Here is a 14,393-nt window from a genome sequence, read left to right as displayed (position 1 = left end):
GCGAACGCCGGGGCCCAGTTGGGGGACGGCGCTTGGTTGGCGCTTCGCTCCACGAAAACCACCTTTCCAACTGGGCCCTGGCCTGCGCCGGGGTGGAGCTTTGCGTAAAATGGCCGAGATCGAACGCAACCTCGGTGAGGATGCCGGCGCCGCGCCGCCTCCGCCTGCGCAGCCGGAACCCAAAACGCAGCCGACTCTTGCCGATTGGCAGGCCGCCGCCACGAAGGAGGTCAAGGGCCGCGATCTCGACTGGCGGACGCCGGAGGGGATCACGGTCAAGCCGCTCTATACGGCGGACGATATCGAGGGCTGGGACCCCGGCCTGCCCGGCTTCGCGCCCTTCGCCCGCGGCGTGCGCGCGTCGATGTACGCCGGGCGACCGTGGACGATCCGGCAATATGCGGGCTTTTCGACCGCGGAGGAATCGAACGCCTTCTACCGCCGCAACCTCGCGGCCGGGCAAAAGGGGCTCAGCGTCGCCTTCGACCTCGCCACCCATCGCGGCTATGACAGCGACCATCCGCGCGTGGTCGGCGACGTCGGCAAGGCGGGCGTCGCGATCGACAGTGTCGAGGACATGAAGATCCTGTTCGACGGCATCCCGCTCGATCAGATGTCGGTCAGCATGACGATGAACGGCGCGGTGATCCCGATCCTCGCCTTCTTCATCGTTGCAGGGGAAGAACAGGGAGTCGACCGCAAGCTGCTCGACGGGACCATCCAGAACGACATTCTGAAGGAGTTCATGGTCCGCAACACCTATATCTACCCGCCCGAACCCTCGATGCGGATCATCTCGGATATTTTCGGCTACACCAGCCGCGAGATGCCGAAGTTCAACAGCATCTCGATTTCGGGCTATCACATGCAGGAGGCGGGGGCGACGCAGATCCACGAACTCGCCTTCACCATCGCCGACGGCATGGAATATGTGAAATACGGCGTCGCCAGCGGCCTCGATATCGACAGGTTCGCCGGGCGCCTGTCCTTCTTCTTCGCGATCGGCATGAACTTCTTCATGGAGGTCGCCAAGCTGCGCGCCGCGCGCGTCCTCTGGCATCGCGCGATGACGCAGCTGGGCGCGAAGGACGAACGCAGCAAGATGCTGCGCACCCACTGCCAGACGTCGGGCGTGTCGTTGACCGAGCAGGACCCCTGCAACAACGTCATGCGCACGACGATCGAGGCGATGGCGGCGATGCTGGGGGGCACCCAGTCGCTGCACACCAACGCCCTCGACGAGGCGATCGCGCTCCCCACCGATTTCTCCGCCCGGATCGCGCGCAACACCCAGATCGTGATCCAGGAAGAGACGGGGATGACCAGGGTCGTCGATCCGCTCGGCGGCTCCTATTATGTCGAAAGCCTGACGCAGAGCCTGGTCGACGGCGCGTGGGAGATCATCGAGCGGGTGCAGGCCGAGGGCGGCATGGCGAAAGCAGTCGCGGCGGGCTGGCCCAAGGCGATGATCGAAGAAGCCTCCGCTGCCCGCGCCGCCCGCGTCGACCGGGGCGAGGACGTGATCGTCGGCGTCAACAAGTATCGCAAGGCCGACGAAGACCCGATCGACATCCTCGACGTCGACAATGTCGCGGTGCGCGAGGCGCAGATCCGGCGGATCGAGGCGGTCAGGGCGAACCGTGACGCGGCGGCCTGCCGCGCCGCGCTGGACGCTTTGCGGGATGGCGCACGGGGCAAGGCCAATCTGCTGGCGCTGGCCGTGGATGCAGCCCGAGCGCGGGCGACGTTGGGCGAGATATCGTCGGCGATGGAGGATGTGTTCGGTCGATTCGGGACGCAGCCGACGCCGGTTAAGGGCGTTTACGGCGGCGCCTATATCGAGGACGAGCGCTGGGCCCGGCTGGTCCGCGGCGTCGAGGCGACCGAGCGCCGCCTGGGCCGCCGCCCCCGCATGCTCGTCGCCAAGATGGGGCAGGACGGGCATGACCGCGGCGCCAACCTCGTCAGCTCGATGTTCGGCGATCTGGGGTTCGAGGTCGTGCCGGGCCCGCTGTTCCAGACCCCGGCGGAGGCGGCCGAACTGGCGCTCGATCGCGATGTCGATATCGTCGGCGCCTCCAGCCTCGCGGCCGGGCACAAGACGCTGATCCCGGAGCTGATCGGCCATCTGAAGGATGCCGGGCGGCCTGACATCAAGGTGATCGCGGGTGGCGTCATCCCCGCGCAGGACTATCAGGCGCTGCGCGACGCGGGTGTGCAGGCGATCTTCGGCCCCGGAACGAACTTGATCGCGGCGGCCGAGGACGTGCTGCGGCTGCTGGGCCACAACATGCCCTCCGAACAGGATGCTGCCGAGTAATGACCGACCTGCGTACCGACTGGACCCGCGAAGAGATTGCCGCGCTGTTCGACCTGCCGTTCGACGAACTGATGTGGCGCGCGCAATCAACCCACCGCGCGCATCATGCGGTCGGCGAGGTGCAGCTGTGCACGCTCTTGTCGATCAAGACCGGCGGCTGTCCGGAGGATTGCGGCTATTGCTCGCAATCCGTCCATGCCGACAGCGGCGTCAAGGCGACGAAGCTGATGGACGTGCAGGCCGTGCTCCAGCGCGCGGCGGAGGCGAAGGATGCCGGCTCGCAGCGGTTCTGCATGGGTGCGGCGTGGCGCAATCCCAAGGATCGCGACATGGACGCGATCGTCCAGATGATCGAGGGCGTGCGCGCCATGGGGATGGAAACCTGCATGACGCTGGGGATGCTGACGCCCGACCAGGCGCGGCGGCTGGGCGCGGCGGGGCTGGATTACTACAACCACAATATCGACACCTCGCCCGATCGCTATGGCGAGGTCATCACGACGCGCAGCTTCGGCGAGCGGCTGGAGACGCTGGACCATGTCCGCTCGGCGGGGATCAACGTCTGCTGCGGCGGCATCGTCGGCATGGGCGAGACGCGTGAGGACCGGTTCGGCTTCGTCCATGCGCTCGCCACCATGCCGCATCATCCCGAGAGCGTGCCGGTCAACGCGCTGGTCCCGGTGAAGGGCACCGTGTTGGGCGACATGCTCGCCGATACGCCGCTCGCCAGGATCGACGATATCGAATTCGTGCGGACGGTCGCGGTCGCGCGGATCACCATGCCGCTCAGCATGGTCCGCCTGTCCGCCGGCCGCGAGAGCATGTCCGAGGCGACGCAGGCGCTGTGTTTCATGGCGGGGGCGAACTCGATCTTCACCGGCGACAAGCTGCTGACCACCGGCAACCGCGGCGACAGCGCGGACGCGGCGCTGTTCGCGAAGCTGGGCCTAAAGCCAATGGAGGGCGCCGAGCCAATGCGGTTCGCAGCGGAGTAATGCTGTTACCCCTCATCCCGACCGCCCCAGCGAAGGCCGGGGTGGTAGACGACAGACGACACGGACCAACGACATAAAAGGAGAGATATTCCCGTGTTCCAGAAGATCCTGATCGCCAATCGCGGGGAAATTGCGTGCCGGGTGATCCGCACCGCCAGAGCCATGGGCATCGCCACGGTTGCGGTCTATTCGGATGCCGATGCCAGCGCACCGCATGTGCGGCTGGCAGACGAAGCGATCCGCCTCGGTCCCGCTCCCGCCGCCGAGAGCTACCTCAAGGCCGAACTGATCCTCGCCGCCGCGAAAGCCACCGGCGCGGATGCGATCCATCCCGGTTACGGCTTCCTGTCGGAGCGCGAGAGCTTCGCCAAGGCCTGTGCCGAGGCGGGCGTGACCTTTATCGGCCCGCCGCCGAACGCCATCGCCGCGATGGGCGACAAGATCGAATCCAAGAAACTCGCCAAGGCCGCCGGGGTCAACGTCGTCCCCGGCTATCTGGGCGAGATCGCCGATACCGAGGAAGCGGTGCACATCGCCGCCGAGATTGGCTTTCCGGTGATGATGAAGGCCAGCGCCGGTGGCGGCGGCAAGGGGATGCGGCTCGCCTGGTCCGAGGCGGATGTGCGCGAAGGCTTCGAGGCGACCAAGCGCGAAGGCCTGGCCAGTTTCGGCGACGACCGCGTCTTCATCGAGAAATTCATCGAAAGCCCCCGCCATATCGAAATCCAGGTGCTGGGCGACCAGCATGGCAACATCGTCTATCTCGGCGAGCGCGAATGTTCGGTCCAGCGCCGCCACCAGAAGGTGGTCGAAGAGGCCCCGTCGCCCTTCGTCACCCCCGAGATGCGCCGCGCCATGGGCGAGCAGGCGGTCGCGCTGGCGCGGGCGGTCGGCTATTATTCGGCGGGCACGGTCGAGTTGATCGTGTCGGGTGCGGATACGACCGGCAAGAGCTTCTACTTTCTCGAGATGAACACGCGGCTCCAGGTCGAGCATCCCGTGACCGAAGAGATCACCGGTCTCGATCTGGTCGAGCAGATGATCCGCGTCGCCGCCGGTGAACCGCTCTCCTTCACGCAGGACGAGGTGACGCTGACCGGCTGGGCGATCGAGAACCGGGTTTATGCCGAAGACCCGTATCGCGGCTTCCTGCCCTCGACGGGGCGGCTGGTCCGCTACAACCCGCCTGCCGAGGAACGGGACGACGCCATCCGCGTCCGCGTCGATGACGGCGTCGCGGAGGGTGGCGAGGTCAGCATGTTCTACGATCCCATGATCGCCAAGCTGGTCACCTGGGCCCCGACCCGCGAAGCCGCGATCGATGCCCAGATCGCAGCACTCGACGCCTTCGAGATCGTCGGGCCGGGGACGAACATCGACTTCGTCTCCGCACTGATGCAGCATCCGCGCTTCCGCTCAGGGGGACTGTCGACCGGCTTCATCGCCGAGGAATATCCCAAAGGCTTCCAGGGTGCGCCCTCCAGCGACGAACTGACCCGCACGCTCGCCGCCGTCGCCGCCTTCGCCGCCACCGCCGAGGCCGACCGGGCACGCCGGATCGATGGCCAACTCGGCCACCGGCTGCAACCGCCCGCCGACTGGACGGTACGGATCGGCGGGGCGGACCACCAGGTCAACGTGTCGACCGACGGCCTCATCGTCGATGGGGCGGCTCTGGACCTCGCCATCGCCTATACGCCGGGCGACCGGATGATCGCGGTCGAGGACGAGGCGGGCGAGACGCTCCATGTCCGCATCGCCAGGACTCGCACCGGCTTCCGCCTGACCACGCGCGGGACCAGCCACACGGTGCGCGTTCTTCCCGCTCGCGCGGCGCCTTACGCGCGGCACCTGATCGTAAAGGTGCCGCCGGACCTGTCCAGATTCCTCATCGCACCGATGCCGGGCCTGCTCGTCCGCCTCGACGTGGCCGAGGGGGACCCGGTCGAAGCCGGGCAGCAGCTGGCGGTCGTCGAGGCGATGAAGATGGAAAACATCCTGCGCGCCGCGAAGACCGGCATTGTCAAGACGATTTCAGTCAAGACCGGCGACAGCTTGGCCGTGGATGCGGTGATTCTAGAACTTGAATAGAGGTTCGATCATTACTTACACAAGTGAATTGACAAGAGGATTTGCCCCTAGACCCGAGGAGGACGTTCCACAAACGGTCGCAGTCGTGACGCGAAGGAGGCTCGGCTACGCACGCCCTTCACGCTTGAACACGTAGTGCTGACGACGCCGGGAATCACTGTGTCCGGCGTGATATCCGGGTGGCAGAACTATACATCGCGTAGTGTTCCCTCGACGCCTACCTCATTGATGGGGTGTCTCCCATCGGCTATCCGGGATACTCGGCGCGACATGACTATCTATGAACGTGCCGAGATTCGGCGCGGCCCAGTTGACCTTTTCTCCGGAGTCGCTGGCCGGGTGGCGCCGTCCATCTGTTGCGCAAGCGGCAAACCTCGACATTGACGCCAAATGGCACCTTACTTGCTATTAGCTGAAACAATCTTCGCGGCGAGGTGGACGCCGGCGGTCCGGTCACAGCCGATGGACGTGTGAAGTTGCGGGTCGCGCTATAGACGCAGGATTTCAACGTGTCCTACGACTATGGCGGGCGTCGGCGCTACGCTGCCTACGGCATCATCACCGCCAGCGTGAGGCCGCAGGTTGGATGTGATGGCCGAGGGGTTCGACGTCGCGATCCGGGTGCGCTTTCCGCCGCTCGGCCACAGCGACTTCGTGATGCGCCGGCTGGACACCACTGCGCGTGCCTAGTCGCCAGTCCGGGGCTGATCCCGCAGCGCCTGGCCTCACCGGCCGACCTCGCCGCCCTGCTCAGCCTCGACCTCCGCCCCGCGGGGCGCGATCACCAACGGCAACTGGAAGGGCCGGACGGGCTTCCGACCGTAACCGTTGCGGCTGTTGCCCGCGCCATCTTCACTCGTTCGGTATCGCAGGCTCTTTGCGTCGGGACATATCGGGTCTCCTTCTTCCCCTTTATGCCCGCCCGCACACGAAATTCCTGACACTCCCGCGTCCGCGGACCAGCGATCCGCACCCGGAGCACCGGATCTACCCGTATCTGCTGCGCGATCTGGAGATCACCCGGCCGGGTCACGTCTGGTGCGCCGACATCACGTACCTGCCGATGCGGCGAGGCTTTCTCTATCTGGTCGCGATCATGGATTGGGCGTCACGGAAGGTGCTGGCCTGGCGGTTGCCATACTCACTTCGCATCAGACCGCCCCCTGTCACCCATTCATCGACGAGCCGGGCGTACTGGCGGGTGCTAAGGTGGCCATGCCGATCAACCCGGCTGGGGAAGACGTAGTCATCCACCGTGCCATCCCGCCGTTCGAGCCAAGCCAGCAGGCTGGCGCGAGCGTCTGGAAGCAGTTCGAACTGAACCGGACGGCCTGTCTTCTACTGCATGACAATCGCTCGTGTTCGGACTTGTCCGCCGCTGACGAGGTCGCCGATCTTCATCTGGACCAAGTCGCAGCCTCGAAGTTTGCTGTCGATCGCCAGATCGAACAACGCCCGATCTCGCAAGCGGCTACGCTGATTGAGGTAGAACCGTATCTCCCATATTTGCTTCGGTTTCAGCGCCCGCTTTGCGCCGACAGATCTTCCGGCGTTCCAGACTTGCCGCTTAGTGGCGACGGGTGCGGTTTGGGACATCCCCATATTCATTCTCCAATGGCCAAATCGACCATCGGAAGAACGCCTTGGGGCATGCCGCTTGGTATCTAACGGGACCTGTGCTGACCAGGGCGGGTCGTTTAGAGCAGCCGCCACGACCGTTTGCTTTTGGCAAAAGGTGCTGATGAAACGTTTCGCAGCAGGCCCGCAGAAGGTGCCCCGGTGGCGGTGATTAGGCATCGGACGGCGGATGCCGGGAAGCGGACATCATCCGGATGGCGATGCTGATGCGCAAATATCTAACCCATTGATCGGCACCACAGCTTGGCGTAAAGGCCCTCGCACTGTTTCTCGAACCAAGGAAAGGAGTGAGCAAATGCGAGCCGCAACCGCACCCGTCATCACTCCCGCTTTCCGAGTTCAGGAACATATAACATGGGCAATTCCCGTGCGGGTGACTGCGGTCGCCTGACCCCTTTTCGCGGCCATCGCGCCGCGTCCCGTTCTTATATTCAACGTCCGCCGGCCAACCTCTCCGCTTTCTGGGAGGGTCGCCATGCGCGCTGACATGTTCAAGGTCATCGTCGAGCGTCCCCGCTGGGGCTCGCGGCATGCACCTTCCGTAAAACTCAAGAAGGACAAGAGCGACTTCAAGAAAATCGGTCTCAAACGGCATGTCCGCGAGCGCGCGGACTATTCGAAATCACTCAACGGAAATCTCGCCCCGCTCGTGCGCTTTCTTCAGCGGCGCGTCGGTCGGCGCTGGGACGATGTGTTCAGCGAAATCTGTGCCAAGCTCGATACCGGTAGCACCGTAAAGATGCACGTTCGCGAACATCTGCGCGATTTCGTGATCTTCGGCATCGCACAGGGCCGACATGGCGAATTGTTGCGCGAAGGCCATGTCCTGCGTCCGGACCGGCGTAACTGCCGTGGCAGAGAACTCTATGTCGATCCCCGCGACGGCGTTCTGAAGGATCGCGTATGGTTCTGGCGCGATCAGGGACATGCCGTTCCGCCGGGCAAGCGGCACCTCGGGTGGAAGGATGCGGTGCGATGACCAACGCAACCATTCATATCGTCTCGTCGCCTGAAAGCTGGATCGAGCAGGTCGCCGTGGATCAGCTTCACCAGACCGCGCGGCTCGAAGGGATTGAGCGCATTGTCGGGCTGCCCGACCTGCATGCCGGCCGCGGCATCGCGGTGGGTGCCGCGTTCTGGTCACGCAGCCATGTCTATCCCCATCTTGTCGGCAGCGACATCGGCTGCGGGATGGGCCTGTGGCGTGCGAGCTTGCCGCTGCGCAAGTTTCGGCTCGACGCCGCCGAGCGCAAGCTGCGGGGTCTGGACGATCCGTGGTCGGGCGATGTTGCCGCGCGACTCGCCGAGGCGGGGCTGGCAACCGACCTTGCCGGCGAAGCGCTGGGCACGATCGGCGGCGGCAACCATTTTGCCGAGTTGCTGCGGGTCGAGACGCTGCATGGAGACGGGGACGCGGCGGTTGATCCCGCCGCGCTCTATCTGATGGTGCATAGCGGATCGCGTGGGCTGGGCCAGGCCATCCTCGATGGGCATCTTGCGCGGCATAATGTCGGCGGGTTGGTTGTCGGCGATACGGCCTGTGCGAACTATCTGGCGGCGCATGACGGCGCGATGCGTTGGGCCGAGATCAACCGCGTGCTGATTGCGGAGCGCTTTCTCGATCGGATCGGGAGCTATGGTGAGCGCCTGCTCGACATCTGCCATAACAGCGTCACGCCGCACCAGGGCGGATGGTTGCACCGCAAGGGTGCGGCGCCCGCAGACAAAGGCCTGGTCGTCATTCCCGGATCGCGCGGGGACATGACCTATCTGGTCCGGCCCCGGCTGGAGCGGGCGGACACCGCGCTGCATTCGCTGGCGCATGGTGCCGGCCGCAAATGGAGCCGCAGCGAGGCCAAGGACAAACTCGTCCGCCGGTTCAGCATCGCCGATCTCGAGCGAACGAACCTGGGCAGCCGGGTCATCTGTGAGGATCGCAACCTGATTTATGAGGAGGCGCCGCAGGCGTACAAGGACATCCATCAGGTCGTGCGCGATCTCGAAACGGCGGGGCTGATCGACCTGGTCGCGACGCTGCGCCCGCTTCTAACCTACAAGACGAGGCGGGCATGACGGAGATCATTCTGCACCTCTCCTCCGGTCAGGGGCCGAAGGAGTGCGAGTGGGTCGTGGCGGAACTGGTCCATGCCCTATGCCGGGAAGGTAGGGCGGCAGGCCTCCTCTGCGAGCCGCTCGAGCCGATACAGGCCCCGATGGCGTCGGCATTGCTGCGCGTATCGGGCGACGGCGCAGAAGCGTTCGCCGCCCTATGTGTCGGCACGATCCGCTGGATCGGGACCAGCCCGTTCCGCCCCCTGCACAAGCGGCGCAACTGGTTCGTGGGCGTTCAACCCATCCAGATCGACGAGCAGTCGCCGGATTTGCGAGAGCAAGACATTCGATATCAAACCTTCCGCGCTTCCGGGCCGGGTGGGCAGCACGTGAATAAGACCGATAGCGCGGTTCGGGCGACGCATCTGCCGACAGGGCTGGTCGCGGTGTCCCAAGATCAGCGGTCGCAATTCGCCAACAAGAAAATCGCACGACTGAAGCTGGCGGCGGCGCTTGATGATCGACGCCGCGCAGGTGAAATTCAAGGAAAGCGGGCAGTGTGGGACCAGAACCGCGAGCTCGAACGTGGCAATGCAGTCCGTACATATGAGGGCGAACGGTTCCGGCGACGTTAGCCGATAAGGCTGACCGACATAAGAGAGGGGCAGCTTCGCTCGATCTTCGCAATCGAAGCTCCCCTCCACCTGTGCTGCGCGACGGCGTCGATGATGTCGTCTGCCTTCGCTGTACGGATCAGCTTGCGATAGAGCGGCCTTGCGCCCCAAAAGCGGCGCGGGCCGATCTTGTCAGACGGCTTCAGATAGATGCACAGCATCCCGACTTCGCGGTGCTGGACGATAAAACGATCAGGCATGGCAGGGCTTTCGACAGGCAGCAGAAATCAGGCGCGCGTGCGTCGGCGGGAGGCGCGGTGTGTGCGGACATCGCGCAGGGTCACGCCGGATGTGAGGTGTGCGGCAGGCACTTTCGGCACGGCGACGCGCTGCGACAGGTAAATGCCGTTGTGACCCGAGCAAAGATAGGCGACGAAGCACGCTACCGCGATCGGCACCGCATAGGCAGCGCCGAATAACTCAATCCCCATGAAGGTGCAGGCGAGCGGCGTGTTGGCTGCGCCGGCAAACAGCGCGACGAAACCGATCGCTGCGAACACCCCTGTCGGCACCCCGAATATGGGCGCAAGCGCGTTGCCGAGCGCGGCCCCGATGAAGAACAGCGGTGTCACTTCCCCGCCCTTGAAGCCGGCGCTCAGGGTGACGACGGTGAACAGCAGCTTCAGCGCCCAACTCCACGGATGCGTTTCGGGACCGAAGAAGCTGGCAATAGTCAGGCCGTCCGGCGTCGCCGCCAGTGTGCCGAGGCCGAGATAGTCGCGCGTGCCGAACAGCCATACCAGCGCGATCACGGCCAGTCCGCCCATGACAGGGCGTAGCGGGCCATAGGACACCACGCGCTTCAGCCATCCGCCCAGCGCATGATTGGCCTCTGCAAAGACAAGCCCGACCAGCCCGAAGGCGACACCGGCGACACCAGCCTTGGCGATGAGCAGCGCATCGACTGGCACCAGCGTATCGACCCGGTAGATGCCGTGATGAATACCCGTTGCCAGGCAGGTCCAGTCACCTACCAGCGCGGCGACGAGACATGGCACCAGTGCACGATACTCGACGCGGCCGATCGCCAGCACCTCCAGCGCGAAAACCGCGCCGGCGATCGGTGTGCCGAACACCGCGCCAAACCCCGCTGCGATGCCGGTCATCAGCAGGATGCGTGTGGCGTCCGCATCCAGCTTGAGCACGCGTCCGAACCCGCTGGCGAGGCTGCCGCCCAACTGGACGGCGGTGCCTTCGCGTCCGGCTGACCCGCCGAACAGATGCGTTACGACGGTTCCAAAGAAGATGAGCGGTGCCATGCGCAGCGGTACGCCACCGCCCGGTTCATGGATTTGCTCGACGATCAGGTTGTTGCCGCCCTCCACCGAACGCCCGGTCAGATGGTAGAGCAGCCCAACGACGAACCCGCCGATCGGCAACAGGTACAGGAGCCAGGGATAGGCGAAGCGAAGCCGCGTCACCGCATCGAGGCTCCACAGAAATGCGGCGCATAGCAGCCCGACCGTCGCTGCCATCGGGACCAGGATCAGCGCCCAGCGCAAAACCGACATCGCATGATCGTGACGATCGCGAACGAAGGCCGGCACATTGAACTGGTCGTAGAGAATGCGAAACGTCGCGCGCACAATTCCTCCTTGCTGCCTTACGGCGCCTGGTAGGAATCATCGGCCCTTGCGAGGGCGGTTCGGCCAGATGGCCCGGCGGAAATCCATCGCCGTGCCCACGCATATGCTGTCTAACCGCAATTTCGTCAATCGGTGCGGAACCTTAGAGCATTCTCCGAAAGGAAAGCCTCCGCCGTCTCGCCACGCCCTTCCCTCCAGAGTGAAGGTCTGGGCACCGGGCGGGTGATGCCTCGGTGCCCCTGACTGCGATATGGGACCTATTGCTCGACCTGCCGCTGAACGACGTTGCTCGGCGCCTCAGGCTGGCCAGCAGCGATGACCAGATAGCGGCGTGAGCCTGCGGGGGCAGCCTGCGTGACGATCTGCCGCAGCGGTCCGACTGCGTTGACGATCGCGCCGCCTGCGGGGTTGGTCATGAACTTGGCGAGCGGTTCGACTGGGCCGTTACCATCGGGACTGGCAGACAGTCCCAGCACGAACGGCATCTTTGGCGGCAGGCCGGCGACGGCGGCCTGCAGGATCTGCACCTGCCCCTGATCGAACAAAGTCACCTGGCTTCGTCCCGTACCAGAGAGCATCAGCAGCACCTTCTCGCCCGCCTTGGCGAGCGGCTGAAGGTTGGCCATGCCGGTGCCGGATGGCACCGCGCCCGGAACATAGGCCACGCCTTGCGGGCCTTGCCCGATCGGGATGGTGGCGATGACCATCCCAGGTACCGCGATGGGCGAAGCGGCGATGAAGACACAGCTCTCCGCCAGATACGGCAAGCCCGATGCGGTTAAGGATCAGGGGCTTAGCTGGCACTGGTGTGCGCCGCAGGCGGTGAAGATCTGCGGCATGATCTTTACTGGCGGCGAGCTCGATACGGCGTGGCCGACGCTGCGGGGCAGCACCGCCATGGGCACCAATTCCATCATCCTGGAAGCGGGCACCGATGCCGATCGCCGCCTTAGCCAAGCGTTCGAGGCCGCCGTGCTGGCGCGGACGCCCAAGACAGACCGGGCCGCGTTCTGATGGCCGGACGGGGCGGCTGCCGCCGCCCCGTCCACCTGCTCAAGCGGCGGCCAATTGCTCCCATCCGGCACGGAATGCCTGCCACTCCTCCGCCCACATCCGGTGTGCGGTGTCGACGAGATCGGGGTGCTCCGCGGCCCAGCCGCTCGGCGTGTGCTGGCGCGCCAGCATGCAGACATGGACATGCGGTAGGGCGCGGCTCAATTCATCTCCGGGGGCATGGGCTACGACCACGCTGGTCAGTGATCGGCCGCAGGCGAGATGGATGGCGGCGTAACTGGTCGCCATATCGAACAGGTCGTGGATCGGCTGGGTCACGGCACCGCGCAGCGTCAGCACGCCGGCGAGCAGGCGCTGATGCGGGCGGACGGCACGATCATACTCGTCGAGCAGCGGCGCCAACGCCATGTCCCCGACACCTCGGGCGAGCACGAGCCGGTGCTGGCGGGCGGTCACCGGGATGCCGCAGGCGGTCGCGCGCGAGGCGCTGGTCGCCTCGACCGGCGCCATCTTCGCGCGGATCAGTGCGGTCGCGCTGTTCGCCTTTTGCTTCGCGCGGGGACGTAGCAGAGCATAGCCCAGTTCCTCGCACCCGGGCTCGCGCACATCGAAAAGCGTGTCCATCACGGCGCTCGGGCTCAGCCAACCCGGGACCACGTTCGTCTTGGTCTTCATATCATTTCCAGTCCGGCGGCGCGGGGCTGCTCGCGTCGCCTTCAGGTCCATTTCACCATCATGGTGCAGCCGACAGGCTATTCCCCTCCTTCCTTCTGGCCGATCGCATCGATCGGGGCGGCCCGAAATCCGTCATTCTCTTTCTGAACCGCGATCCATAGGCCGCTGTGACGGCGCTACGTCGTCCGGCCCTTTGCTGCGAATATTTGGCGGTGATCCCTTTGGCCTGTCCCACGGGGCAAACCCGGGCGGCACCTGCCGCTGGCGTTCTTTCTCTCGCTGCGGATCAGCGTTGGTCACATCGAGCGGATCAGTTGGTTTTTGATTGACGGGCTGGGTAGCGGGGTAATCGACAGAAGCGGGAGGAACAGCTTCGGGTGGCGATGTCCTTTCCGGCACGGGCGGCCTGCCCGCAGGCTGGGCGGCTGGCATGTCGGCAGCGACGGGTTCTGGCCGCGCATGGTCCTCCGCCGGCGATATCGCTCTGATACCGTCGTCCGCTTCCGCCGTCGCGGCCTGTTGCTTCTGATGGGCCGCCTCGGCGCGTCGCTGCGCTGCCTGCTCGTCGCGCTGCCGCTTGGCATCAGCCGCGGCTTGATCGGCCCGCCGCTCCCGTTCGCCGGTAAGCCAATTCTGGAATTCCTCCTCGCCAGCGAACAGCCGCATCAGCCATTTACGAAAGTGGCCACGCACCTGCTCTTCAAAATCCGGATGGTGCATCGTCGCGGCGGGCGCCGTCCGTGTGGAAACATAGGTGATCGTAGGAGGGCGTTGGCCCTTTGTCGCAATCGCCGCCGCAACCTCGTCCCATGCGGTTGCAGCCTGCACTTCGATCCTGGCGAGCCGCTGCCGTTCGGCCACACGCTCCTCGTCGGAGGGTGAATGCTGCGCCACCCATTCAAGGTGCGCGTGCGCCGCCTCCAACAGCGCACGGTCGCCAGCGCGTGGCTTGGTCCGGCGGCCGGGCTCCGGGTCCAGCGTTGCGATCACCGCTTCCGCCCTTGATCGCGATGCCGCCACCACGACATCGGCGACGTCCATGTCATGACGGCGCTGGATCAGTCGGCGGGACAATCGCTCATACCGCCGGGCAGAGGCAACCGCGTCGGCCTGGTCACCGATCGACGGCAGGATCAGCGTCATGTCCCTTGCCAGCACGTCGGTCGCAGCCGCCGCCTTCCTATCGCAGGCGGCAAGCTCATCGCTCACGATCCGCCGCGCGTTGCGGGTGCCGACCTCCGTCGCCATTCCACGCCGCTCGTGGCCGGTCGCGCGATTGCCCATATGCTCGAGCGGGGTCAGGGCGATGCCATTTTCCTCATAGGTGCCGTGGAGGTAGCGCTCCTCG

12 protein-coding genes, 2 pseudogenes and 1 riboswitch are annotated in these 14,393 nt (G+C 65.3%); of the genes and pseudogenes, 8 read left to right on the top strand and 6 right to left on the bottom strand.

Going from position 1 to position 14,393, the window contains the following annotated elements:
- The first annotated feature begins 109 nt into the window (after positions 1 to 109).
- From scpA to SM191_RS14095, 4 genes and pseudogenes are all read left to right on the top strand, one after another.
- A complete protein-coding gene (gene scpA / locus SM191_RS14110; protein ID WP_341506751.1) occupies positions 110 to 2,320 on the top strand; it encodes a methylmalonyl-CoA mutase in 2,211 nt (736 codons plus the stop codon).
- A complete protein-coding gene (gene bioB, locus SM191_RS14105; protein ID WP_341506750.1) occupies positions 2,320 to 3,315 on the top strand; it encodes a biotin synthase BioB in 996 nt (331 codons plus the stop codon). The genes scpA and bioB overlap by 1 nt, the downstream gene beginning before the upstream one ends.
- A gap of 93 nt (positions 3,316 to 3,408) precedes the next feature.
- Positions 3,409 to 5,406: an acetyl/propionyl/methylcrotonyl-CoA carboxylase subunit alpha gene (locus SM191_RS14100; RefSeq protein WP_341506749.1), complete on the top strand. Its 1,998-nt coding sequence runs from the start codon at positions 3,409 to 3,411 to the stop codon at positions 5,404 to 5,406.
- A gap of 949 nt (positions 5,407 to 6,355) precedes the next feature.
- Positions 6,356 to 6,541: pseudogene (locus tag SM191_RS14095) on the top strand (DDE-type integrase/transposase/recombinase); the annotation flags it as partial.
- Here SM191_RS14095 and SM191_RS14090 read toward each other — a convergent pair.
- A pseudogene (locus tag SM191_RS14090) lies at positions 6,541 to 7,008 on the bottom strand (tyrosine-type recombinase/integrase); the annotation flags it as partial. The pseudogenes SM191_RS14095 and SM191_RS14090 sit on opposite strands and share 1 nt — an antisense overlap.
- A gap of 523 nt (positions 7,009 to 7,531) precedes the next feature.
- On the opposite strand from SM191_RS14090, the gene SM191_RS14085 reads away from it, so the two are divergent.
- The 3 genes from SM191_RS14085 to prfH are packed head-to-tail and all read left to right on the top strand — an operon-like array spanning position 7,532 to position 9,731.
- Positions 7,532 to 8,023, top strand: coding sequence for a hypothetical protein (locus SM191_RS14085; RefSeq protein WP_341506748.1), 492 nt, complete (start codon positions 7,532 to 7,534; stop codon positions 8,021 to 8,023).
- Entirely contained in the window at positions 8,020 to 9,117 is a 1,098-nt protein-coding gene (locus SM191_RS14080) for an RNA ligase RtcB family protein (RefSeq protein ID WP_341506747.1), read from the top strand. The genes SM191_RS14085 and SM191_RS14080 overlap by 4 nt, the downstream gene beginning before the upstream one ends.
- Positions 9,114 to 9,731 carry a peptide chain release factor H gene (prfH, locus tag SM191_RS14075; protein ID WP_341506746.1) on the top strand — a complete coding sequence of 206 codons (618 nt, stop codon included), beginning with the start codon at positions 9,114 to 9,116 and terminating at the stop codon, positions 9,729 to 9,731. Before SM191_RS14080 ends, prfH begins: the two co-directional genes overlap by 4 nt.
- Here prfH and SM191_RS14070 read toward each other — a convergent pair.
- From SM191_RS14070 to SM191_RS14060, 3 genes are all read right to left on the bottom strand, one after another.
- A complete protein-coding gene (locus SM191_RS14070) occupies positions 9,728 to 9,970 on the bottom strand; it encodes a hypothetical protein (protein WP_307001631.1) in 243 nt (80 codons plus the stop codon). The two genes, prfH and SM191_RS14070, sit on opposite strands and share 4 nt — an antisense overlap.
- A gap of 27 nt (positions 9,971 to 9,997) precedes the next feature.
- Positions 9,998 to 11,356 (bottom strand): voltage-gated chloride channel family protein, encoded by a 1,359-nt coding sequence (locus SM191_RS14065; RefSeq protein ID WP_341506745.1) that lies wholly within the window; start codon positions 11,354 to 11,356, stop codon positions 9,998 to 10,000.
- Between the two features lie 23 nt (positions 11,357 to 11,379).
- A riboswitch (Fluoride riboswitch) is annotated at positions 11,380 to 11,456 on the bottom strand.
- A gap of 157 nt (positions 11,457 to 11,613) precedes the next feature.
- Positions 11,614 to 12,063 carry a hypothetical protein gene (locus SM191_RS14060; protein WP_341506744.1) on the bottom strand — a complete coding sequence of 150 codons (450 nt, stop codon included), beginning with the start codon at positions 12,061 to 12,063 and terminating at the stop codon, positions 11,614 to 11,616.
- On the opposite strand from SM191_RS14060, the gene SM191_RS14055 reads away from it, so the two are divergent.
- Positions 12,056 to 12,370 carry a hypothetical protein gene (locus SM191_RS14055; RefSeq protein ID WP_341506743.1) on the top strand — a complete coding sequence of 105 codons (315 nt, stop codon included), beginning with the start codon at positions 12,056 to 12,058 and terminating at the stop codon, positions 12,368 to 12,370. The two genes, SM191_RS14060 and SM191_RS14055, sit on opposite strands and share 8 nt — an antisense overlap.
- Before the next feature lie 39 nt (positions 12,371 to 12,409).
- Here SM191_RS14055 and SM191_RS14050 read toward each other — a convergent pair whose 3' ends face one another.
- Both SM191_RS14050 and SM191_RS14045 read right to left on the bottom strand, forming a co-directional pair.
- Positions 12,410 to 12,994, bottom strand: a complete 585-nt coding sequence (locus SM191_RS14050) for a hypothetical protein (RefSeq protein WP_341506742.1) — start codon at positions 12,992 to 12,994, stop codon at positions 12,410 to 12,412.
- A 183-nt stretch (positions 12,995 to 13,177) separates the two neighbouring features.
- Positions 13,178 to 14,393, bottom strand: a 1,216-nt coding sequence (locus tag SM191_RS14045; RefSeq protein ID WP_445949862.1) for a hypothetical protein, incomplete at its 5' end; no start/stop codon positions are given.

This window comes from Sphingomonas sp. 2378, assembly GCF_038084995.1.
Taxonomy (GTDB): Bacteria; Pseudomonadota; Alphaproteobacteria; order Sphingomonadales; family Sphingomonadaceae; genus Sphingomonas.
The sequence above is the reverse complement of the archived record's forward strand: the minus strand, read 5'-3'. Positions and strand labels throughout refer to the sequence as shown.